We start from the raw sequence: 24,456 nt of genomic DNA, 5'->3' as shown, positions 1-24,456 counted from the left end.
ACATTTTAATTAATTATGAAAATAATTCTTTATTGCTGCAATAGGTTCTTTTCAGGGCAAATTTCTTTCTTATCTTTGGTGCTCTATGCAATCTAAGCTTAAAATAATCGAATGTCCGCGCGATGCCATGCAAGGTATCAAGGCATTTATTCCCACACAAAAGAAAATTCAATACATCCAGGCCTTGTTACGTGTGGGTTTTGACACCATTGATTTTGGCAGTTTTGTGTCGCCCAAAGCCATTCCGCAAATGGCAGATACAGCTGAAGTGTTGGCAGGATTAGATTTAAGTAAAACTTCCAGTAAATTGCTGGCCATTATAGCCAATACCAGAGGTGCGCAAGATGCCGCCCAACATGCCCAAATTGATTATTTAGGATTTCCGTTTTCTATTTCTGAAAACTTTCAAATGCGAAATACCCATAAAACCATTGCGGAGTCTGTGGTGACCTTAAACGAAATTTTGGACATTGCCAGCAAAGTAGATAAAGAGGTAGTAGTGTATATTTCGATGGGTTTTGGCAATCCTTATGGCGACCCTTGGGATGTTGAAATAGTTGGTGAATGGACCGAGAAACTTGCCAAAATGGGAGTAAAGATTTTGTCGTTAAGCGATACGGTTGGTACTTCAAATCCCGAAACCATCGATTATTTGTTTTCCAATTTAATTCCTGCCTATCCGAATATAGAATTTGGTGCGCATTTACATACCACACCATCTACCTGGCACGAAAAAGTAGATGCCGCCTACAAAGCCGGTTGTTTAAGATTTGACGGCGCCATTCAAGGTTTTGGTGGCTGCCCTATGGCCAAAGACGAACTCACCGGTAACATGCCCACCGAACGACTTCTCTCGTATTTTACCCAGCAAAAAATAAATAATCTCAACGCTTTTAGTTTTGAAAGTGCCTATAACGAGGCCACCAAAATATTTACGGTGTATCATTGAGAAGTCCGTTATTCTTTAGTTAGGGTTTTATATTTAAGTATTTATCGATCGACGGTTGAGGTAGATTTATTATATTTGAGAAGTCACGAATAACCCACTTAATATCGAGATATCGATATAAATAATTATGATATAATGAGTTACCACACATTTCAGAATCGAAAAAAGTCAAATTCGTGAGTTGAATTTATAAGATATGATGAAATTGCGGGTGAAATGACAGAAAATTTAAAAAAAACACACTCAAAACATTGAGCATAATAATTTTAAGTAAACTGGAATTTGAAATTAACTTTAGAAAACTTAAAAGATAATTATCTAATATTAATAATTAAGATATTTATCGCCTTTTTGTTTATATTTAATTTGACTAATGCAATTTTAAAAATAACTGATCACTATGATGTCGCCTATAGTTTTAGTGAAAGCAAAATAGCTGATTACTTTTATATTACTACAAGATTCAGTTATTTAAGACCTGTTATAATATCATTGCTTCCATTCATCGGAGTTTTTATCAAAAGAAAAATCGGTTGGATTTTAATTCAATCATATTTTTATTTTTTGATTTCAAATTTAGTATTCATGGTAATTAAAGATGATTTAATTGATAATGATTTGATATTTTTTTATGTTATATCTTTTTCCATCTTATTTCTGATTATCATACTTATGAATAAAAAGAAAATTAGTAAACTGAATTATGGAATTAAAAAAGAGGAATTAACAAGTAAGAATATTATTGCTTTTATTTTAGGAATGTTAATAACGCTGATTTTACTTTTGATTAAAGCTAATTAAATAAAAAAATGTGGTAACAGGGTATATAGTTCATGGCGGATTTTGGGCTAAACTCAAAGTTTTTGTATTTTTAGAAACTTAAAATCTTAACCGAATGGCGAGCGGTTTTTATACCGCCACAAACCATTTACGCGAGACGTCGGAAAGAAACAAATTTTGTTTGTACGGTTATTTAACGTACATTTGAAAAAACATAATACACGATGGAAGCACAGCTAAATAAAGACGAACGCATTGAACTGAGAGTGTCCTCAACTGATAAAAGAATTTTCAAAAAAGCACAGAAACTTAGTGGAGACAAATCATTCAGTAGCTTTATTATTAGAGTGGTTAAACAGCAAGCTGAAGAAATAGTGGCAAAGAATGACAGAATTATTGCAACAGAGAAGGATCGTAAAGTATTCTTTGATGCCGTATTCGGAAATCCAAAACCTAATCAAAACTTAGTTGAAGCTGCTAAAAGATACAAATCAAAAAAAGCCTGAAGTTGGATATTTCTTTATTAGATAAGACCCATAACCGAAAGGCATTTAAATGCGAAGAGCAACAACTAACTGAGTATATCCACAATCAAGTTAGTCAGGATGTAAAGAAAAAGCTGGCTGTCTGTTTCGTTGCAACAGATTCTTACAAGAATGTAATAGGATATTATACGCTAACAAGCGAAAGCCTGGGAAGAGAACAGATTCCTGAAAAGTATATCAAAAAAGTTCCTCGAAATTATAATGCTCCTGTTATTCTGCTAGGACGGCTGGCAAGAGACTTATCGGCAAAAGGAACCGGATTAGGCGAGCACCTTCTGTTAGACGCTTTGTTTAGAGCATTTACATTATCTGAAGAAAGTATTGGAGCCATGGCAGTTGTTGTAGATCCAATTAATGAATATGCCGTGGATTTTTACAGAAAATATGGTTTCGAACAATTGCCGGACAGTGAAAAAATGTTTCTTCCAATGAGTACAATAAGACAAATAATTTAGGGAAAACACACCGTAATAAATGGTTTTTGCTAGTTTTGGTACTCATTAATCTTAGTTTCAGGCAAGCAGTAAAGTGATTGTTAGCCTGCTACGTATCAAATATGAGAACGTTCAACAAATAACAAACAAAAGACATGAAGAACATTATATCCGCAATACTCATCATCACAATTTTATCATGCTCAACTAATAATGAAGAAATTAATGAGGAAGTAGTAAATTGTCTTGAAATAGCTTTTCTTGAATCAACCGTCATTAAAGAAAATGATTGCTTAACTTTTAGCGACAGACCTGGCTTGGAATTCACCTTATTAAAATTAGGAAATTATACCAAAACACACCCCAATAATGTACCCTACGCTAGAATAAGCGGTAGATTGATTGTTGAAAATGCAATGCACGAATTTGATTTTGCTCAAATTGACGAAGATTATCAAACTGATGGGACTTCATTCTCTGGAAGAATTCATACCGGTATTAATAATGTTGATTACACTATCTTCTTTGATCATATAGAATTTACTGAAACAGCTACAGAATTCATATTTCACAATGCCACCATAAGATTTGGTTACTACGACCCTGAATTTGATTAGAAAACTATTGTAAATAGCAAAAAATAAACAATCTGAACGCTTTTAGTTTTGAAAGTGCCTATAACGAAGCTACCAAAATATTTACGGTGTATCATTAAGACGCTTGTTAATTTTTTACAATTAAGTAATTGAAAGTAGGGATTTTAATCAATTGCGTTATATTTGAGATATATCTAATAATATAATTAATAGCATTGTATCGTTACATAGGGTGATGGTATAAAGAATTAGCATACAATTTGACTAGATTAAACTAAGAAAGCATACATGAAAAAAATACTTTACCTACTCGTCTTTATTTTATTATCCTCTTGTTCTGAAAACGAAAATAGAGATTCAGAGATCAGCATAAAATCAGATCAAATTGAATATGTGGTAGTAAGAAACCCTAAAGAGGGTGTTTATATTTGGGATATGAAAAATGATACTATTTATCCTAATGAAAATAAAGAGTTTATATTTAAAAAAGAAATTGAAATACCGGAGTACATAGTTATTAAAGTTGGAGAAGAAAGTTTAAAATCCATTTTATTGCCAAATACTAAAATTGAAGTTGAATATACTGATTCATCTTATGTTTTCAAGGGAAACAACAGTGCCGGAATGGAGTTTCTAAATAAAATAAAAAGGCCTTATTTCGATGTGAGTGAGTTCAATAAATATCAAACTGATTCAACACCTTATCAGATAACAAACAAGATAAAAGTGCAGCAGGATGACGAATTAAATGAAATACAAAAACTTGTAGACAAAAACCAAATTGATGAAAGATTTGAAAATATTTTAAAAGAGGACATCAACTATTTCTACGCATCAAGAACTATTCAAATTATTTTGAGTAAACAACATCAAAACTTTCCTATAAACAAAGATTTATTAGAGCTTTCAAATACAATAGAAAAAAAATATCCATTGAATATTGATTACAAACCTAGCAGCTGGTTGGATTTAGCAGATAATATTTTGCTTCAAAAGCCCTTGTATAAATTACGAGCTAATAATTCAATCACAATAGATTCAGTTCAAACTTGGTATAAAAATGATCAATGGATTCCTTACCAATACAACGTAATAAACGAATATGAAAACTCCAAAATTGCAGAAATTGTCACAGCGAACTTTTTAATGAATACCACAAAGCAAAATAATTTTGAAAAAAGCTTAATAAAGGTTTTTAAAAATTATAAAGAAAGATATCCCACAAGCCCTTACACTAAATATCTTTCACCTGAAATCCAAAAAGTAGAAGACTATCATGAAAAAATTTCGGGAAATTTAGCAGACAACATCCAATTTATTGACGGAAAAGATGTTGCAACAATGACAGAGCTTTTGAATATACTTAAAGGCGATAAATATTACGTGGATGTTTGGGCCACTTGGTGTGCACCGTGTAAGAGAGAGTTCAAATTTAATGAAGACTTAGATGTGCTTTTAAAAGCTAATGGTTATAAAAAGCTTTATATTTCTTTAGATAAACCCGAAGTTGAAAATAAATGGAAGGACGATATTAAATATTATAATTTGAGTGGTTTGCATATGTTAGCAAGTCTGGATTTCTTCCAAAATTTTGAACAAAATTATTCTCTTGTAAAAGGCTACGTAAGTATTCCACAGTATTTAATAATTGATGAAAACGGGAACATTTTAACAAATAATGCCCCGAGACCTAGTAATTTAACTGAGCTTGAAAAGGTATTGACAAAATAAAAAATGTTATTTAAGGAGGTTATTGGTAATTATTGGCTTGTCTAGAAATGATAAACTATAGCCTGAAGTTAACAAGTAAAAGTTGTCCTTTAGATATAATAAAAAAGGGCTTGCTAACCAAATAACAAACCCTTCCACTTAAAAATGAATCAACTTAAACAAAATTCACTTTTTTTAAAATCTAAATTCTAATCCGCCGTAAACTCCAAACGGATGTCCGGGTCTAAGACCTGCCGGAACGCGGGCCACAGCATAAGTTTCGTCTAATAAATTAATTACCGTTGTGGTTAAACTCAGTTGCTTGGCCAGATGGTATTTGGCGGCAAAATCTATAATAAAGTTGGCATCAACCCTTTCATTTTGAGGAATGCTTCCGGTACCTGCCACAGTTCTAAATTCGCCGTTATAACGACCGCTTAAAGTGATTTCAAATTTTTGGTGTTCAAGACCAATCATAGCATTAAACTGATGTTTTGGAATGTATGGCATTTCGTCACCAACATTAACATCGCCCCAAATACCAACACTGCTGGCAAAATCGCTTAGAAACTCGGTGTTGGTAAAAGTGTAACCAAAACTGATGGGCATAGAAAGTTTTGAGTTATTTTGTAACACATCGTAATTAAGTAACAGTTCTAAACCGTTCACTCTTACAGCACCGGCATTAAATTGGTCCAACGTACCAACGCCACCACTGGCTGCCAAGTCACTTCCTAACAGATTGCTGTAATCGTTGTAAAAACCAATCACTTCACCGCGAAATGCCCCAAAAGTAAATCTTGAGCCTAATTCGTAGTTCACACTTTTTTCGGGTTGTTGGCCGGGTTCGTTGCCGGGAGGTGAAAATCCTTTATGAACACCTCCAAAAATTGATAAGTCTTCTTTAATATTGTAATTAAATCCAATACCCGGAATCCAGACATCTACGCGGTTATCGCGTTCTGAGCCGGTTCCTGGATTTCTTTCTGGGTTATTGCTTCCAAAATCTAAACGACTTAGTAATATGTTTTCATATCTCAAACCGGGTGTAACGGTCAAGTTTTTGTATTTAAACTTGTACATGGCGAAGGCAGCCAAAGCACCGGCACTGCTAATTCGGTTGGCGCCTGAACCCTCAACGGCATCAAAAGTTAAATTCATAACGCCATTAATCATGTTATAACGGTCATCCCATTGAAAGCGGTCTTCTTGGTCGTAATGATATCTAACACCAATTTCAATATCGTGAAAGGTTTGGTCGCCATAAAAGTGCCAGTCAAATTTAGATTGAATACCCTGGGCATAATAGACACGATTGTTGGCTCTAATAAAAAAAGCGTCATCTGCTGAATCGTCTTCACCTCTAATAATTGCCATATGCGTTGGAAAGTCTGCGGGATTGTCCAAAATATTGGCAATGCCTACTTTTTGACCGTTGGCAGCTACATCGTTAAGTTTGTACCAGTTTCTGGCAAAACGGTTGTGATAAGCCTGAGTAGTTAAACGCATATCTTTTGATAAATTTAGTGTGTGCGTTAACATAAAATGAACATTTTCGGTGGTAATGTTGTCAATTTGCGAACCTGCGTATCTATCAAATGGCGAACGGTCAAAATCTTCCTGGGTAAGTCCTAAATAGGTTTCATCTGAATCTTCGTCGGAATATTGAAATTTGGCCTCCAGCGATTGCTGTAATTTGGCTTCTTTTTTACTGTTCACTCTAAATTTGGCTACTACATCATTTCGGTTAAATCCGGTGTTGGCGCCAGAAGGTAAATTTTTAAAGCCATCGGAATTAAAGTTTAAAAACTCAACCATATAGCCAATGGTTTCTTTACTATCGCCAACACGTGCATGTAATTGCGAGGTGTTAAAACTCCCGTAGCTACCGCGAATTTCTCCCTGAAATTTATTGGGGATTTGAGCCGAAACCAAGTTAATAGCGCCACCGGTAGTGTATGGTCCGTATTGAATTTGACTGCTACCTTTTAAAATTTCAACCGCTTGCATTCTGCCTACATTTGGAAAATAGTAAGCTGCAGGCGCGCTGTATGGTGCAGGTGCAATTAAAACGCCATCTTCCATCACGGTTATTTTGGCACTGCGTTCGGGTGAGGTACCTCTTAAACTAATGTTAGGTCTTAAACCAAAACCGTCTTCCTCATAAAAAGTAACACCCGGTACCGAACGCAAGGCTCTGTTAATATCGGTATAATTGAATTTTTTTAACTCTTCGGGCGATAAATAATAAGAAGAACCTGTCCTGTTTTTTGCCACGTATTTATTACCAAACATTACGTTGGCATTTAAGATTACCTGATCTAATTTTTGAATGCTATCTGTGGCTTTTTTTTCTGATTCTTGGGTGGTTTGTGAGAAAATCGGTGCGCTAAATAATATGGTCGCAACAGCAAGTAAATATTTCATTTATTTAGATTGATTAAAAACAAAACTGATTTAAGGCGGCAAATTTAGAGTGTTATATTTATATTTCAAAGCTTATTTAGAATAAATAAAAATTAAAAGTGATAGGTGTTTGTGTTTTAACTTTTTACTAAGCCGAAGACCGTTTATTACCGATTTTTTAAAATTTCGTTGCCCATTTATACATTCAAAAAAAGAAGTATCTTTGCATGCAATTCAAAGAAATTGCACATGATAGCGCATCAACAAAAAATTCTGGGCGAAGGTCTAACTTACGACGATGTTTTATTAGTCCCGGCTTACTCCGAAATACTACCAAGAGAGGTTGATATTACTTCGAAATTCACCCGAAATATTGGCATAAACGTACCAATTGTCTCTGCTGCAATGGATACCGTAACCGAAAGTAAAATGGCCATTGCCATGGCGCGTGAAGGGGGTATTGGTGTATTACATAAAAATATGAGTATCGAAGACCAGGCAGCTAAAGTTAGAAAGGTGAAGCGTGCCGAAAGCGGTATGATCATCGATCCGGTAACCTTACCGTTAACGGCTACTGTTTTAGATGCCAAACGCAATATGGCCGAATACAGTATTGGTGGTATTCCTATTGTTGATGATCATGGCACCTTAAAAGGTATCGTCACCAACCGCGATTTGCGTTTTGAACACGAAAATTCCAGACCTATCATAGAAGTCATGACCAAAGACAATTTGGTAACTGCCCCTGTTGGAACTTCTTTAAAAGATGCTGAAAGTATTCTTCAGGAAAATAAAATTGAAAAATTACTGATTGTTGATGATCATTATAAATTAGCCGGACTCATTACTTTTAGAGATATTACAAAAGTCACCCAAAAACCTATTGCTAATAAAGATACCTATGGCAGATTGAGGGTTGCAGCTGCCATTGGGGTAACTCCCGATGCTTTAGAGAGAGCAGATGCTTTGGTTAAAGCCGGAGTTGATGCTGTAGTTATCGATACCGCTCATGGCCATACCAAAGGCGTAGTATCTGTTTTAAAAGAAATTAAAAAGCATTTTCCTGAATTAGAAGTTATTGTAGGAAATATTGCCACGGCGGCTGCTGCCAAATATTTGGTTGAAGCCGGAGCCGATGCTGTAAAGGTTGGTATTGGTCCGGGATCTATTTGTACAACCCGTGTGGTTGCCGGTGTTGGATTTCCGCAGTTTTCGGCAGTGCTCGAGGTTGCTGCTGCTATAAAGGGCAGCGGTGTTCCTGTAATCGCCGATGGCGGTATTAGATACACAGGCGATATTCCAAAGGCCATTGCAGCCGGCGCCGATTGTGTCATGCTCGGCTCATTGCTGGCCGGTACCAAAGAAAGTCCGGGTGAAACTATTATTTACGAAGGCCGAAAGTTTAAATCTTACCGCGGAATGGGATCTGTTGAAGCTATGAAAGAAGGAAGTAAAGACCGCTATTTTCAGGATGTAGAAGACGATATAAAAAAATTAGTGCCCGAAGGTATTGTTGGTCGTGTACCGTACAAAGGCGAATTGTTTGAAAGTATCCATCAATTTGTTGGCGGATTACGTGCAGGAATGGGTTATTGCGGAGCTAAAGACGTTGCAACACTCCAGGAAACCGGACAATTTGTAAAAATTACGGCGAGCGGCATTAACGAAAGTCACCCGCATAACGTAACCATTACCAAAGAATCGCCTAATTACTCTAGATAGTTAATTGTTCTTTTGCGCTTTTAGTAGGCTGTCGGTTGATTTAACCTGAAGTTTTTCAACATCAATTAACAAACTATCGGTTGTTTTGGATTGGTCTCGCTCTAATTCTTTTGAGAATTTAGTGTTGAGTTCCTTAATTTGAAGACTGTCTAATTCTTTAGTCATCATACTGTCTCTTTCCATTTCTAGGTAATCCTCATAAGAAATTGTTTCTAAATCGGGCGATTTTCTTCCTAATGAAATATTGGGTTCTTCGCTGGTTCCTGTTACTTTTATGGGTATTCCTATAATTCCGAAAGGTGGTAAACCTATGCGCATTTTTAAATTCAAATCGCCGTCTAAACTCGTTTCACCTTCCGTACGAAGTCTAAATCCCTTCGATTTAATTCTAAACCTGTCAATGGTTAAAATATTGTCTTTAATAGTGGTGGGAATAACTACTTCTTTTAAGTCGGGTGATTCAAATGCGTCGGTTTGTGTTGATTTAGAAACGGTTCCGAGTAATTTATAACCTTTGATGGTAGCATTTTTAATATTTAAAGTTCCTGAACCTGCCAACGATGGAAAAATGGGCTTCATCTCACCATCTAAAATACCCGACAGTTGATAGTCTAATTTAGCAATACCTTCGGTGTAGGCCGCGGCCGAGACCATTTCTCTAAATAGAGGCAATTCTTTGTAAGCCCGATTGATATCAAAATCGTCAACTGTTAAATTGAAGTCGAATACAGCTTTGTTTTTATCAATGGCTTTGTAATTACCCGATATGGTTGCTGTAGCATCAATAAGTTTTAAGTTCGATTGCTGTAGTATTAAGGTTTCGTCTTTTAGTAAAACTTTTGATGACACTTTATAAACATTGATAGAATCGTATAGTATGTGTGCTGCATTTAATTGGGTTTCTATATTTACCCGCTTTGGAAGTTTTAAAACCCCGTACTGCTCAACCGAATTGGTATCTACATAAATTGGATTATATTGCTCACTTTCTTTAAATGAAAAACTTGGCACAAACTCATTTAAATTAAAAAAGTCAGAACTAATGGTAAGGTTTCCGGCCAGATTTTCCTTGCTGTTGAACATATACGAAAGTAGGTTGTTAAAATTTCCGTTTAGTAATAAATCTGATGTACCGTAGCTTGTTTTAAAGTTGTTGAAAGCCGTATAATTATTATTGAATAGGAGCTCACCGTATTCAATTAAAAAATCTTTAGGGTAATTATTAACCTTCGCATTAATGTTTTCAAACTTAAGGCTACCACTGTGAGAAAGAAGGTTATAATTACCGGACGAGAAATCGCTCTGCTTACCTTTAAGACTCAAATCTGCTATGATTAGTCCGTCAAGGTTGTTCACCGAAGCGCCCAAAAGTTTATAAAATCTGTTTAAATTAAATGTGCCATTTGCAGCCATATTATAATCAACATCGTCAAAATTAATAAAACGGGCATTGGCTGTAAAAGGTTCGTTTTCAAATAAGAAATTCAAATTTTCTATAATCAAACTCGCATCACTAAAAGTACCGGCGCCATTGTTAAGTTTTACATCAGCATTTAAATTACTAATGGGATTGGGATAGTAAGGCGATTGTATCAAACCATTTTCTATTTTAAAATAGGCTTCGGTTTTTGGGAATTTTAATTCTTCAGGATTGTAATAACCGTTAGATGTGATAGCTACGTTAAGATTACCATCCATCACCAAATTCTCAATTCCCAGAGCATTCGAAATATTTTTTAAATTAATTTTACCCTTAATGTCAGCATTTACCAATTTTTCTTTGCCGTTATTTTTTTCTAAATAGGTGCCTTGTAAATAGTCTTCATCTACTTTAAAATAGAATTTTTGTATATCGTAATTGGCCATCGATAAATTAAGTTGTGGTATAAAAAACGAACCATCTATTAAGATATCTTCAATAAATTCTTTGGTGTAGCTGCAGTCTATTTCTCCATTTTCTAATTTTAACTTTAGCGAGAAATCAGGATTTAGGTTATTGAGTTTACTGCTACGACCTTTGAAGACCATCTCTGCACTTGCGGTTCCTTTTACCTTTGTTTCCTGCATCCAAATATTGTATTTTGGAGGGAAGGCACTCAGTACATTCGCAATTTGAGTGTTACTGAAGTCGGCTAAAAAATCAACCTCATAACCATCGGGTAGTAACTTGAATTCACCTTCAAAGTTTAAGGGTAATTTATTGATTTTTATTTTATTATTTTCAAATTTAAACGATAGTTCATCTGTATTAAAGCGTGTTTTTACTTTTGCATTCAAATCTTTTTCAAAAAAATATCTCATTCCGTCGTATAGGAATTCGAAATTTTGAGCTTTAACGGCTGTGTTGAGATAGACATCGGCTGTGAGTAAACTGCCATCTCCTTTAAAATTAAAATTATCAGCACTAAAATTTATTTTTGATGACAGGTCGTTAAAATGGAGTTTACTATTTTGAATCTCAAATAGGTCGACTTCTAAAAATAATGCTTTATTGGCATCAGCAATGGTATCGGTGCTGGTTTTGTAAATCTGATAATTGCTGTTACCTGTTTGGTCTATCATTAAATTTATGTCGGCCTCGGTTGCTACAATACCTTTTATTTTAACCTGATTTGAGAAAACGAGTTTTAAAACATTTATTTTGAAATATAGTTCTTTGGCGTAAAATAAGGTGTCGTTTTCAAATGGTGCCGAAGCGTCAAGCTTAGACTCGTAAAACGAAAATGTTAAAGACGGAAAATGTTTAAAAAACGACAGTTCTGATGACGAAAAGTCGAATTTAGTGGTGAGTGATTGATTGGCCTGATTTCTGATGATGGTGCTGATATCATCTGCGAAAATTTTTGGTACCAACCACATAAAAAGTAATACCACCACTGCGATACTTGCAAAAAGTTTACCTATTATTTTGATCCACTTTTTATTAGCTGAATTCTTTATAAGCTGCATTGTCTTGGGTTAGAGAGCTTAAAATTACTAAAGAAGGGATAAAACTCGGAGGTTTCAGGTTAATATTTTGCGAATTTTATGTAATTTCTGTTAATAAGGTATTTGAATCTATTTCTTAACTATTTTTTCTGTAATAAAACCCTCATTATTTTCAATACGCAAGAAATAAACGCCGTTTTTTAACTGAGAAATGTCAATGTCTTTTTGAGTTTTATCCATAGTCCATTCTATTATTTTTTGCCCGAGTATGTTATAAACTTCTGCCTTAGAATTTATGAACTCGTCGTTAACTCGTAAGGTTAAAATATTTACAGCAGGATTAGGATAAACAGATAATTTATTACGCTTATGTTCATCACTAACCGAAAGTGGTGCTTCTTGATAAATACGCACGTAATCAATTTCCATGGCATCTTCGGTAAAATTAGGATCAATACTGGGCTGAATGGCGAAGTTTAATAACAGGTATTGATCGGCATCAAATGGCCAAGTGTCAGCATTTTTAATTTCCGGATTGTAAACATAATGTACATTTCCATCAACGCTAAAGGTCATTTTTTCTTCTGTCCACACTAGTGTATATAAATGAAATTCTGTAGAAGCGGTTGGAATCATCTGCCCGCCCTTATTGATGGTGCCGCCGAAGCTTGAAGGCGTATGCATAGCGCTTTGTACAAAGTTTTGATTGTCTCCCCAGTGTTCCATAATATCAATTTCTCCGCATGCAGGCCATGAGGTTGTGCCAAAATCATTGGTCCAGTAGCCTCCTGGTTCTGTAATGTTTTTGCCTAAGGTCCATATGGCTGGCCAAGTGCCAATGCCTGTTGGTAGTTTGGCTCTAACTTCGACTTTGCCATAGGTAAATGCAAATTTGGAGTTTAATCTTGCTGAGGTATATTGTTTTGTAACACCTTGGTCTGTAAACGTTTCTTTTTTGGCGACCAGTTTCATGGTACCATCACTTACATAGGTGTTTTCTGTTCTGTTGGTATAGTGTTGAATTTCATTATTGTACCAGCTTTGCCCGTTAGGCAGCAATGTTTGATGAAACCATTTTGAAGTATCAATAGCACCCGAGCCATCAAATTCGTCGTTCCAAACAAGGTAGTCAAAATTTGGTTCAACCGGAATTTCAATTTCGCCATCGTAAAGCACATCGTCAATATAGGCAGTAACGCGGTCGCTGTTATTTTCACCATTTAACTGAATGAGAACTCTGTTAAAATCAGTTCTTTCGGTTGGTGGTGCAGACCCGGAGTCTAGATTAATATAATCGTCTGTTGAAAAATTAAAACTCACCTCTTGCCATTGGTCTAAAACAATTGGTTTTACAATTTCACTTTGTGTGCTCCATGGCGCACTTAAAAATCTGTCTTGAAGTTTTAGCGACACCTGATTTGGCTGATTTCCTGTAATTCCAAATGATGGCACATAAATTTTAAAGGAAAATGTTTGATTAACAGACAAATTAAAATTAGCCATCACGTCAAATCTTACATTGGCATATTGACCGCCGGTATCGCTATATAGTAAAACCGTGTTGGAGGTATTGATACCTTCTTGCCACGGATTTAGAAAGTTTACATCAATGTCGCAATCGTCTCCAAACCATGTGTTAATGGTGCCATTTCCTTCAAAATCGTCTTCAACTGTTTGAGAATTAGTTGTAATAGCAAATGTAAAAAGGAATAGTATGGCAGAAATGAGTCTTTTCATAAAAAAAATTTCTTCAAGATACCGATAATCTCTGTGTTGAAAAAGGAAATGACCTATACAAAAGCTATACAATAAAAAGTTTATGATATTTTAAGAAAAATTTCTTATCAAATTACGCTCAATAATGCTTCATTTTATTTAGAAAGTTTTAATACTTACAAACTAATTAAATTTTTTAGAATATAGTATCTTCGTTTTTCTATGAAAGAGAACAATAATGTTAAGAAAGTGGCCGTAATTGGTGCCGGAATTGCAGGAATTTCGGCTGCTATACGTTTGCAATCAAAAGGTTATAAGGTAAGCGTTTTTGAGGCTAATAATTATCCCGGCGGAAAACTTACTGCTTTTGAAGGCAAAGGCTACCGTTTTGACATGGGCCCCTCGTTGTTTACCATGCCGCAATTTGTTGAAGAACTATTCGAAATAACAGGCAGAAATTCTAAAGATTATTTTGATTACATCAGAAAGGACGTTGTCTGTAATTATTTCTTTGAAGATGGCACAACTTTTACTGCACATGCCAAACCGGAGGATTTTGCTGCCGAAGCCGAGGCTGTATTTAATGTAGATAAAAAGGTAGTGCTCGATTATTTTGAACGCAGTAAAACCAAATACGATTTAACAGCCGGTTTGTTCCTTGAAAAATCACTGCATCAATTTTCAACCTATCTCAACTCTCAAACTATTAAAGCCATTTTTAATCTATCGGTTTTAGATATTAATTCTACCTTAAATGAAGTCAATGAAAAGTTGATTAAAGAACCCAAACTGGTGCAGTTATTCAATAGGTTTGCTACCTACAATGGTTCCAGCCCATATCTAACACCAGGTATTATGTCAATGATTCCGCACTTAGAGCAACATTTTGGCACCTATTTCCCCAAAGGCGGCATGCATCAAATAACCATGAGTATGTACAACCTGGCAAAGGAACTAGGTGTTGAATTTTATTTTGAATCCAAAGTTGAAGAAATTATTACTGATAGAAATAGGGCAGTGGGCATTAAGGTAAAGAACAAAACTTTGCCTTTTGATATAGTAGTCTCTAATGCCGATGTAGTACCAACCTATCGAAAATTACTACCCAAGCACAAGGCACCCGAAAAAACATTAGCACAACCACGAAGCAGTTCGGCTTTGATTTTTTATTGGGGTATTAAACACAGCTTTGAGAATTTGGATTTGCACAACATCTTCTTTTCTGAAGATTATAAGACCGAATTCGACTATATTTTCAATAAAAAAACCGTCCATCACGACCCAACAGTTTACATTAACATTACCAGTAAAGACGAACCAACCGATGCGCCCGATGGATGCGAAAACTGGTTTACCATGATCAACGTGCCTAGTAATACCGGTCAGAATTGGGACAGTATAATTGAATCGGCCAGAACCAATGTCATCAAAAAATTAAGTAGGTTGCTGCATAAAGATATCGAGGCGCTTATTGAATATGAGTTTGTATTAGACCCAAGAGGTATTGAGTCTAAAACACAAAGTTACCAGGGCGCACTTTACGGGGCATCTTCAAACAATAAATTTGCCGCGTTTTTAAGACATCCCAACTTTAAAAGAAGTATTAAAAATTTGTATTTCTGCGGCGGTAGCGTACATCCCGGCGGCGGAATTCCGCTGTGTTTGCTCTCAGGAAAAATTGTTTCAGAACTTATAGAAATCTCTCATTAATATGACCTGGCAACCCAAATACAAGCTTTGGCTGAGCATTTTTTTAATCTGGTTATTTACCATATCCGGTATTATTGGTATAAGTTCTCCAAATGCTGAATGGTTTTTATCGTTAACGCCACTAAATTTACTATTGACCTTCACTATTATGTTTGTAAATATTCAGGAAATAAACCTGAAAGTTTTTGCAGCATTGAGCATCCCCTTTTTTCTGGGTTTTGTTACCGAAGCTTTAGGCGTTAATTTCGGTTTGGTATATGGTAATTATACCTATGGCAACAATCTAGGCTTTAAGGTATTTGGTGTTCCTTTATTAATATGTATCAATTGGGCAGTATTAACAGCTATAACAGCTGATATAGCGAAGCAGTTTTTTAAAAATATTTGGGTTTCGGCTTTCACAGGTGCAGCGTTGATGACCGGTTTAGACGTGATTATAGAGGTCTCGGCACCACGATTTGATTACTGGGAGTTTGAAAACGGTATTGTACCTTTGCAAAATTATTTGGGCTGGTTGGGTACGGCTTTTTTGGCACACTTGGCATATCAGAAATTCAACATTAAAACAAATCGAACGCTATCCCGGCATATTTATATATCTATTTTAGTGTTTTTTAGCGCCTTTTTAATTTTTTAGATGAAGAAAACAGATTATATCATTACCGGTGCCGGAGCCTCCGGGCTTATGCTAGCTTACCGAATGGCACAGGATACTTTTTTTGATGATAAGTCTATTTTAATCATCGATAAGGAAAAAAACCTCACGAACAATCGTACCTGGTGTTTTTGGGAGCAGGAGAATGGCGAATGGGATGATTTGATATTTAAATCATGGAATCACATTTACTTTGGAAGCGATTATTATTCTGAAGAAATTAACATAGCGCCTTATCAGTATAAGATGATAAGAAGTGCCAAATTTTACAGGTATCTGTGGGAAGTTATCGAAAGTAAACCGAACATTCAATTTTTAAGCGCAAAGGTGCATGGTTTTACTGAAATGAACGATTTTGTTACAGTAGAAACTTCTGAAGGTGAGGTTATTTGTAATAAGTTGTTCAACAGCATTCTTTTTGATGAGTCATTTAAGACGCAACAGAAATTTCCATTATTGCAACAACATTTTATAGGTTGGTTTGTGAAATGCGATACCGAGGTGTTTAATGACAATGTCGCCACTTTTATGGATTTTGAAATTCCACAAAATGGCAATACCCGTTTTATGTATGTGTTGCCAACCTCAAAAACCGAAGCTTTATTTGAATACACTCTTTTTTCAAAAGATTTGCTGCCAAAGCAAGATTATGAAAATGCCATAAAAGACTATTTAAAACAAAAAGGTATTGAAAATTACCAAATAACAGAGACAGAGCATGGTGCGATACCTATGACTTCCTTTAAATTCTGGAAGAATAACACCAAGAATGTTTTACACATTGGCACCGCCGGCGGCTGGACCAAGGCCAGTACCGGTTATACCTTTATGAATACTACCAAGAAAACGCAAGCAGTGGTGTCTTATTTAAAGGGTAACCAAGACTTATCTAGGTTCACAAGGCTTACAAAATTTTGGTTTTACGACTTGCTATTATTAGATGTTTTGGCCAAACATAATGGCGATGGTGCCAAATTATTTTCAAGTTTATTTAAAAAAACAAACATCAAAACTATTCTTAAGTTTTTAGATGAAGAATCTAATTTATCAGAAGATTTAAGAATTATTACTGCGGTGCCTCCATTGAGATTTGTAAAGGCTTTGTTGAAGCGGATGTTTTAGTTTTCTGAGTAAATCTGTCCGCGATGCGGTTTTAGGGTATCGCGCAGAGATTTCATAAGGGCTTCCGGCACCACCATAAATGCCATATGATGCATTTCGTTGACAGATTCCACCCCGAAAATTTCGATATCGAGTTGTTCTTTAAAAATAAATTCTTTTAAATGAATTAAATGGTGGTTGGCTATTTGTGCGCCATTCGGACCTCTAAAATCCCAGATAAATTTAATTTGTTGCATTCAGCAAAGATTGATTTTCTTCTGCAAATTTCTTAAAATTTTTCATTTGTTTCAGAATTTGTTTTTTGAAAACACCGGGCATAAAAATAATAATCAGGCGCATTTTAAAGTTGGTAGGAATAAATTCGTTTTTAGAAATCCATTTGGTAACACCTTCACTGTTTTCGTTAAAGTAGTTACGCTGAAAATTTATAAGTCCGTTATTGCTGTAATTCGCATGCAGTTGAAACGGTAAATCCCTTTTGGTGATGGTCTCAATCCAGATTTTTTGTTTGCTTCCAAATTTGTAAATCAATTTCATTTTAGCGCCAAATTGACCAATGTCTCCTGAGATATGTTCGGCGGAACGAAAGCCCTCTTGCCAGTGTTGATAATTGTCGGTATTTATAAGCTTGTGCAATACTTCGGCACGTGGTAAATCAATTTCTATTTCAGCAATAAAATTCATAAAAAAATAAAAGCACCGAAAGTTAGTGTGATTATTTGACGGTGCTTTGTTTGTGGTTATTGATTGACTAATTTAATAGTCTTTGAACTGTTTGCAATTGAAATTTTCAGCAAATAAACCCCTTTAATAAGATCGAGGTTGCCTATAGTTAATTGGTTGTTAATAGCTATGTTTTTTAACTTGACAACACTTTGGCCCAGTAAATTATATAATTCAAGATTAGCTGAAGTATTGACTCCTGAAATGTTTAGCTCATTATTTAAAAAACGTGCAGTTAATTTATTAATTTGATTGGCGTTAATTGATAAGCTAGCATCGTAAATTTCAAACGAAGTAAAGGTAACATCATCTGTACCGGGATTTCCTGATGGTAAGCCGGCTCCATAACCTTCATCCGACCTAAAAACGCCGTTGCCTCCAAAGGCATTCATATAAGTTATTACAAAATTAAAGGCGACATTATCTCCAGGAGCAATACCAATGTCTTCTTTGTTAAAGCTCATTACAAAACTTGTATCTGTTGGATTTGCGGGATTTCCAACTCCGGTAATAAAAGGGAATGCTCCGTTTTCGATAAGCTCCCACAATCCGCCAAAGCCTGTATTCACAGCGATAGCGTAATCAGCTTCAAACCCTGCGGGAAAATTCACCACCGAGCGTGTGCCGCCATCAAAAATACCGGCTCCTGTTATCGCTCTGCGCAGCCTGTCTCCAGAATCAGGATCGGCAAAATTAACCGTAGAGCTAAAACCACCCGTTTTGCTGTCAATGTAAATGACCATATCGTCGTTAAAGTCGCCAATACCTTTGTTAAAGGTTAATGTAACGGTGGTACCATTGTCGTTAATAGTCATATTACTACCACCAACAGGTTCTCCAAACCCTCCATTTCCGTTTCCGTTGTAGTTAGTTTGAGCTAACAGTGAAGCTGCAGCAAAGGTTAAATTAACTGTAAGTAAGAAAAGTAGTTTTTTCATCATATAGTAAGTTTTTATAAAAATAACCAAAAATTCAAGATTTAGCTTATAAGTATATGACGAAAACGTTTGCGTGTTAAAAAGTTGTCAAGATTATCTGGCATAAGACAATAAATGATAGCTTGTGTTGTTCTTAACTCAAGTTAAAATAGTGTGTTGTCTTAATAGCGTAATTATGTTATTTTTGCTTGCATTTAAAAGTTGATGATATGTTGAAAAATTTAATGATAGTTTTGTTTTTATTAGTTTCAATTTGGGTTTTGGGACAAAAGCAAAACACCGAAATCCTTTTTACTGTTGAAAATACCCCAATAACTGCAACCGAGTTTATTCGCGTTTATAACAAAAATCTTGATCTGGTTAAAGACGAGTCGCAAAAAGATATCGATAACTATCTCGATCTTTACATTAATTATCAGCTCAAATTAAAAGAGGCAAGACGCTTAAAATTTGATGAAGAAGCAACCTATAAAAGAGAGTTTGAATCTTACAAAAAACAACTTTTAAAAAACTATATATCAGACGCCGAGGTTACCGATGAATTGGTAAAGGAAGCTTACGAAAGATTGTCTTTCGATATCAACGCTTCTCACATTTTGGTTAGAATTGATGCAACCGAAAAAGACTCTACAATTGCATACAACAAAATTAAGGAATTTAGAAAACGCGCGCTAGAAGAAGGTTTTGATAATGTAAGAGCCTTAGTGCACGACGGACAACAAATTTACGGTGAAGAATTGGGCTATTTTTCGGCTTTTAAAATGGTTTACGATTTTGAAACCGTGGCTTATGAAACTCCGGTAGGTGAGATTTCACAACCGTTTAGAACACAATTTGGTTATCATATTGTGCATGTCAAGGATAAAAGACCGTCTCGAGGAGAAGTTACGGTAGCACATATCATGGTATCACTCAATCAAACCGATAAAGACATCGATACTGAGCAGCGTATTAATGAAATCTACAGAAAATTCCAGCAAGGGGAAAGCTTCGAGTCTTTAGCAAAACAGTTTTCAGACGATAAAAGTTCGGCAAATAAAGGTGGCGTACTAATGCCTTTTAAAGGCGGTCAGTTAAGTGCTCTCGAGTTTGAAGATGTGGCCTTTTACTTAACCGAAAAGAATGAAGTTTCAAAACCTTTTAAAACACAATTTGGTTGGCATATTGTGAAATTAATTGATAAAAAGCCATTAGAATCTTTGGATGAATTAAAGTCCGAAATTCAAAATAGAATACAACGCGATTCCAGATCAAAATTAATCAACGAGGCTTTGGTTAAAAAGCTTATGGCAAAGTACCAGATCAAAACCTATCCTGAAATTAAACCTTATTTTCAAAGTATTTTATCTGCAGAATTCTTTAATAGAACATGGCGTATTCCTGAAGATCTTAAAGAAGGAATCGCTTTAAAAATTGACAGTATTGCCTACACCAATAAAGATTTTGCACTCTTTTTAGAAGCAAGTCAGAAAAACTATGTTGGGAAAAATACCGGGTTTGATTTTATTGTTGAAACCGAATATAAAAATTTTGTAAATAATACCATCACTACTTATCACGAGACCTATTTAGAATATACTAACGAAGAATATGCGGCTATCTTAACCGAATATAGAGATGGTTTGCTTCTATTTGATTTGATGGAAAAAGAAGTCTGGAATAAAGCCGCGAAAGATTCGGTTGGATTAGAAAATTACTACAACAAAAACAAAGCAACATACATTTGGAACGATAGAATAGATATGGTTATGGCAAGTTCAGCCAGTAAAGCCGATGCAGAACAGGTTCAAAAAATGCTTAATGAAAGTGTAGCTTTAGACGATATCAATACCAAAATGAATAACAATAATCAAAAGATTATTTTTACCAAGGGCATCTATCAGAAAGATAACGATATATTACCCGTTGATTTAGAATTCAGTCAAGGTGTTTCAAAAATTTACAGTCATAACGATGCCTATCATGTGGTTTTAATTAATGAGGTAATTCCTTCAACTATCCAATCACTTGAAGAAGCTCGTGGAAAAGTGGTCAACGATTATCAAAATGAAATTGAAACAAACTGGCTTGTGGAACTAAAATCCCGCTTTCCGGTAGAAGTGAATGAAAAGATTCTTAAAAAGGTAAAATCTCAATTAAAATAGTATTGATTAAAAACATCGGCATATTATTCCTGGTTCTTTCTTTATCTTCCTGCGATTTTTTTAAACCGGCATCACCCGGTAATCCGGTGGCAAGAGTTAACGAAAACTTTTTATACAAAGAAGACTTGGTTGGCGTAGTTCCTGAGGGTGTGTCAAAAGACGACAGTCTGGTATTGGTTAATAATTATATAAATAAATGGGCTTTGCAACTTTTACTGCTTTCGGGAGCCGAACGAAATTTACCCGACAAAACACAACAAGAATTCAATAAACTGGTAGTTCAATACAAATCTGATCTTTATACTAAGGCCTATTTAGATGCTTTGGTGAAACAAAACATCAATGATAACACTAATCCTGAAGAATTAAAAGAAGTTTATGAAAGCAATAAAGAGTCGTTCAAATTAAATGAAGAATTATTAAAACTTCGTTACATTAAAATCGCTCAGAACGCCAATGATGCCAAAGATATTACCAATAAATTTAAATCTTTCACATCCGAAGACAAGCGACATTTAGATTCAATTTCTGTGCAGTTTAAATCTTATTCATTAAACGACTCCATTTGGATTCGGTACAGCCAGTTAATTGAAAAGGTGCCAATTACAGGAAGCCTCAACAAAAATCAATTGTTAAAAAAAACTAATTTCATACAACTCACAGATTCATTAGACCTATATTTGGTGCATGTTAATGAAGTGCTGTTCCCAAACGATTATGCACCTTTAGAATATGTGTTACCAACTGTAAATCAAATTGTTGTTAACAGACGTAAACTCGAACTTATAAAACAATTAGAAAAAGACATTATTCAAGATGCTAACAGTAACAAAAAATTTGAAATTTATAACAATCAATAGCATATTAGCTTTGATTATGGTGTTTTCAGGCCTCAATATGCTGAGTGCACAAGAAATTATTGAAGATAAACCAAAAGAAATTGCTAAAGATACCATCGACAATACAAAGCGCAGAAAAATTGACGGTGTTGCGGCAGTTGTTGGTGAATACGTACTACTTGATTCAGATATTGACAAAGAATACGCACAAATCAAGGCTGCGGGTGGTCAGGTTAAAGATTTTTCCAGATGTGAGTTATTTGGTAAATTACTTGAAGACAAGCTTTATGCGCACCATGCCATTCAGGATAGTATTTTGGTGAATGAATTGGAAATACGTGGAAGGGTAGAGCAACAAATTGATGGGTTTTTAGCCCAATCGGGTGGTACTTTAGACGAACTTTTAAAATTCTATAACAAAAGTACTGAAGACGAACTGCGCGAAGAAATGGTAGAACTCAATAAAAACATGCAGTTGGTTACCGAGATGCAAAACAAAATTGTAGAAGAAATTGAAGTTACTCCCGAAGAAGTAAGGCAGTTTTTCAACGACCTAGACGAAAAGCCTATTTTTGGTACAGAACTTCAAGTAGCGCAAATTGTGGTTATTCCTGAGGTTACACAAGAAGAAATTGATAAGGTTATCGACCAACTTAGCCAATTTAAAAAAGATGTTGAAGAAGATGGTGCTAGTTTTACATCTAAAGTGGTGCTTTATACAGACGATATTGCCTCGAAAAGAACCGGTGGTAAATACACACTTAATCGTAAAAGACCGCAAATGGTAAAAGAGTTCAGAGATGTGGCATTTTCCCTTCAAGAAGGAGAAATTTCAGAACCCTTTAAAACGGAGTTTGGCTATCACATCATTTATAAGGAGAAGGAACGCGGACAAGAAATTGACGTGAGACATATTTTATTGAGGCCAAAAGTAACACCATCGGCCATTCAGGCAGCTCGCGAAAAACTTCAGGCAGCGCGGGATAAAATTGTTAGTGGAGAACTTACCTTTGCCGAGGCAGCTTTAAAGTATAGCGACGAAGTTGAAACCAAATTCGAAGGCGGTAGACTAATCAATCCGATGACTCAGGATTTTAATTTTGAACTTACCCGAATGGATACTCAAATGTATACAGAGATTCAAGACTTAAAAGACGATGAGGTAAGTCCGATACTTCAAGACGAAGACAGGGTTAATGCCATAAAATTCAAGATCTTAAAAGTCACCAACCGGACTGATGAACACGAAGCCGATTTCTCGCGCGATTATTTGAAAATTAAACGATTGGCGCTTCAGGAAAAACAATTGGAGACCGTTTCAAAATGGCAAGACCAAAAAATAAAAGACACCTATATTAAAATCAACGGTGAGCACCGCAAGTGTCAATTTTCAGGAAACTGGCTTAAAAACTAATCCAACACCATGTCCGACGTAGCAGCAATAGAGCATTTTGTAAAAAAATATAAAGAATTAAAAAAGGAGATTTCAAAAGTAATCATCGGCCAAGATGATGTTGTTGATCAAATTCTAATTTCCATTTTTTCCGGCGGTCATGCTTTGTTAATTGGTGTTCCGGGTTTGGCAAAAACCTTAATGGTAAACACTATTGCCCAAGCATTGGGGCTTGATTTTAAGCGAATTCAATTTACGCCCGATTTAATGCCTAGTGATATTCTTGGGAGTGAAATTTTAGATGAAAATAGACATTTCAAATTTATTAAAGGCCCAATTTTTGCCAACATCATTCTGGCCGACGAAATTAACAGAACCCCGCCAAAAACTCAGGCAGCCTTACTGGAAGCAATGCAAGAAAGAGCTGTAACTGTTGCCGGACATCGTTACAGTCTTGAAAAGCCTTACTTTGTGCTGGCTACTCAAAACCCTATAGAACAAGAAGGCACGTATCCACTTCCCGAAGCTCAGCTCGATAGATTTATGTTTGCCATTAATTTAGAATACCCGAGCTTTGAAGAAGAAGTGGAAGTGGTAAAAAGTACTACAACCGACGTTCAGGCTACTGTAAATTCTTTGTTTAATGCTCAGGAAATCATAGATTTTCAAAATGTGATTCGTCGTATACCCGTGGCAGATAATGTTATAGAATACGCCGTAAAAATGGTCAATAAAACAAGGCCGGGATCTCCTTATAAAACAGATTTGGTAAAAGCATACATTGACTGGGGAGCAGGGCCAAGAGCTTCTCAAAACCTGGTGCTGGCGGCCAAAACGCATGCCGCTATTAATGGGAAGTTTTCTCCTGATATCGAAAACATCCGGGCAGTTTCAAAAAGTGTCCTCAGACACAGGGTGATTAAAAATTATAAAGCCGAAGCTGAAGGCATCACCGATGATGCGATTATTGAAAGCTTGTTTTAATATAAATCTATCCAAGACTTTAAACACGTTTTTAATGCCATTAACATATATTCAATTTATGATTCAAATTTTATGAATTTATAAATTATCGTATTTAAAAGTTAAGAAATAATTAAAAAAATACGATAAAACTTAAAATCACTTGAATTTTTATCATTTATT

20 protein-coding genes are annotated in these 24,456 nt (G+C 35.4%); 14 read left to right on the top strand and 6 right to left on the bottom strand.

Features of this window, described 5'->3' with window-relative positions; translation table 11 throughout:
- Positions 1-85 precede the first annotated feature (85 nt).
- The 6 genes from FJ651_RS07125 to FJ651_RS07100 all read left to right on the top strand — a co-directional run bounded on the left by FJ651_RS07125 (position 86) and on the right by FJ651_RS07100 (position 5,035).
- On the top strand, positions 86-949 hold the full coding sequence (locus tag FJ651_RS07125; protein WP_140989799.1) for a hydroxymethylglutaryl-CoA lyase: 864 nt from the start codon (positions 86-88) through the stop codon (positions 947-949).
- Between the two features lie 282 nt (positions 950-1,231).
- Positions 1,232-1,750, top strand: a complete 519-nt coding sequence (locus FJ651_RS07120; RefSeq protein WP_140989798.1) for a hypothetical protein — start codon at positions 1,232-1,234, stop codon at positions 1,748-1,750.
- Between the two features lie 203 nt (positions 1,751-1,953).
- Complete coding sequence (locus FJ651_RS07115) at positions 1,954-2,235, top strand: type II toxin-antitoxin system TacA family antitoxin (protein WP_140989796.1); 282 nt, start codon at positions 1,954-1,956, stop codon at positions 2,233-2,235.
- A gap of 2 nt (positions 2,236-2,237) precedes the next feature.
- On the top strand, positions 2,238-2,729 hold the full coding sequence (locus tag FJ651_RS07110; RefSeq protein WP_140989795.1) for a GNAT family N-acetyltransferase: 492 nt from the start codon (positions 2,238-2,240) through the stop codon (positions 2,727-2,729).
- A gap of 134 nt (positions 2,730-2,863) precedes the next feature.
- Positions 2,864-3,325: a hypothetical protein gene (locus tag FJ651_RS07105; RefSeq protein ID WP_140989794.1), complete on the top strand. Its 462-nt coding sequence runs from the start codon at positions 2,864-2,866 to the stop codon at positions 3,323-3,325.
- Between the two features lie 267 nt (positions 3,326-3,592).
- Positions 3,593-5,035: a TlpA family protein disulfide reductase gene (locus FJ651_RS07100; protein WP_140989793.1), complete on the top strand. Its 1,443-nt coding sequence runs from the start codon at positions 3,593-3,595 to the stop codon at positions 5,033-5,035.
- A gap of 174 nt (positions 5,036-5,209) precedes the next feature.
- Here FJ651_RS07100 and FJ651_RS07095 read toward each other — a convergent pair whose 3' ends face one another.
- Positions 5,210-7,441: a TonB-dependent receptor family protein gene (locus FJ651_RS07095; protein ID WP_140989792.1), complete on the bottom strand. Its 2,232-nt coding sequence runs from the start codon at positions 7,439-7,441 to the stop codon at positions 5,210-5,212.
- Positions 7,442-7,669: 228 nt separating this feature from the next.
- Here FJ651_RS07095 and guaB point away from each other — a divergent pair, with 228 nt between their 5' ends.
- Positions 7,670-9,142: an IMP dehydrogenase gene (gene guaB, locus FJ651_RS07090; RefSeq protein ID WP_140989791.1), complete on the top strand. Its 1,473-nt coding sequence runs from the start codon at positions 7,670-7,672 to the stop codon at positions 9,140-9,142.
- Here the strand turns inward: guaB and FJ651_RS07085 are convergent, their stop codons facing one another.
- Positions 9,143-12,091, bottom strand: coding sequence for an AsmA-like C-terminal region-containing protein (locus FJ651_RS07085; RefSeq protein ID WP_140989789.1), 2,949 nt, complete (start codon positions 12,089-12,091; stop codon positions 9,143-9,145).
- A gap of 108 nt (positions 12,092-12,199) precedes the next feature.
- Positions 12,200-13,807: a family 16 glycosylhydrolase gene (locus tag FJ651_RS07080; RefSeq protein ID WP_140989788.1), complete on the bottom strand. Its 1,608-nt coding sequence runs from the start codon at positions 13,805-13,807 to the stop codon at positions 12,200-12,202.
- A 201-nt stretch (positions 13,808-14,008) separates the two neighbouring features.
- Between FJ651_RS07080 and crtD the strand changes: the two genes are divergently transcribed.
- Genes crtD through FJ651_RS07065 form a run of 3 tightly spaced genes read left to right on the top strand, consistent with a single transcriptional unit; the run spans position 14,009 to position 17,273 of the window.
- Positions 14,009-15,496, top strand: a complete 1,488-nt coding sequence (gene crtD / locus FJ651_RS07075) for a 1-hydroxycarotenoid 3,4-desaturase CrtD (protein ID WP_140989787.1) — start codon at positions 14,009-14,011, stop codon at positions 15,494-15,496.
- A 1-nt stretch (position 15,497) separates the two neighbouring features.
- Entirely contained in the window at positions 15,498-16,133 is a 636-nt protein-coding gene (locus FJ651_RS07070; RefSeq protein WP_140989786.1) for a carotenoid biosynthesis protein, read from the top strand.
- Positions 16,134-17,273, top strand: a complete 1,140-nt coding sequence (locus FJ651_RS07065; RefSeq protein WP_140989785.1) for a lycopene cyclase family protein — start codon at positions 16,134-16,136, stop codon at positions 17,271-17,273.
- Here the strand turns inward: FJ651_RS07065 and FJ651_RS07060 are convergent.
- The 3 genes from FJ651_RS07060 to FJ651_RS07050 are packed head-to-tail and all read right to left on the bottom strand — an operon-like array spanning position 17,270 to position 18,937.
- The gene (locus FJ651_RS07060) at positions 17,270-17,509 is read right to left on the bottom strand and encodes a hypothetical protein (RefSeq protein WP_140989784.1); all 240 of its coding nucleotides are present in this window, start codon (positions 17,507-17,509) and stop codon (positions 17,270-17,272) included. The genes FJ651_RS07065 and FJ651_RS07060 overlap by 4 nt on opposite strands.
- Entirely contained in the window at positions 17,496-17,957 is a 462-nt protein-coding gene (locus FJ651_RS07055) for an SRPBCC family protein (RefSeq protein WP_140989783.1), read from the bottom strand. Before FJ651_RS07055 ends, FJ651_RS07060 begins: the two co-directional genes overlap by 14 nt.
- A 56-nt stretch (positions 17,958-18,013) precedes the next feature.
- Positions 18,014-18,937 (bottom strand): T9SS type A sorting domain-containing protein, encoded by a 924-nt coding sequence (locus tag FJ651_RS07050; protein ID WP_140989782.1) that lies wholly within the window; start codon positions 18,935-18,937, stop codon positions 18,014-18,016.
- A gap of 206 nt (positions 18,938-19,143) precedes the next feature.
- Between FJ651_RS07050 and FJ651_RS07045 the strand changes: the two genes are divergently transcribed.
- Genes FJ651_RS07045 through FJ651_RS07030 form a run of 4 tightly spaced genes read left to right on the top strand, consistent with a single transcriptional unit; the run spans position 19,144 to position 24,294 of the window.
- Positions 19,144-21,078, top strand: a complete 1,935-nt coding sequence (locus FJ651_RS07045; RefSeq protein ID WP_140989780.1) for a peptidylprolyl isomerase — start codon at positions 19,144-19,146, stop codon at positions 21,076-21,078.
- Between the two features lie 2 nt (positions 21,079-21,080).
- Positions 21,081-21,938 carry a peptidylprolyl isomerase gene (locus FJ651_RS07040; protein ID WP_246085330.1) on the top strand — a complete coding sequence of 286 codons (858 nt, stop codon included), beginning with the start codon at positions 21,081-21,083 and terminating at the stop codon, positions 21,936-21,938.
- The gene (locus FJ651_RS07035; protein WP_246085329.1) at positions 21,916-23,331 is read left to right on the top strand and encodes a peptidylprolyl isomerase; all 1,416 of its coding nucleotides are present in this window, start codon (positions 21,916-21,918) and stop codon (positions 23,329-23,331) included. Before FJ651_RS07040 ends, FJ651_RS07035 begins: the two co-directional genes overlap by 23 nt.
- A gap of 9 nt (positions 23,332-23,340) precedes the next feature.
- The gene (locus FJ651_RS07030; protein WP_140989777.1) at positions 23,341-24,294 is read left to right on the top strand and encodes an AAA family ATPase; all 954 of its coding nucleotides are present in this window, start codon (positions 23,341-23,343) and stop codon (positions 24,292-24,294) included.
- The last annotated feature ends 162 nt before the right edge of the window (positions 24,295-24,456 follow it).

The sequence above is a fragment of the Paucihalobacter ruber genome (assembly GCF_006494535.1).
Taxonomy (GTDB): Bacteria; Bacteroidota; Bacteroidia; order Flavobacteriales; family Flavobacteriaceae; genus Paucihalobacter; species Paucihalobacter ruber.
Note: the sequence above shows the minus strand (reverse complement) of the source record. Positions and strands in the feature narration are given on the sequence as shown.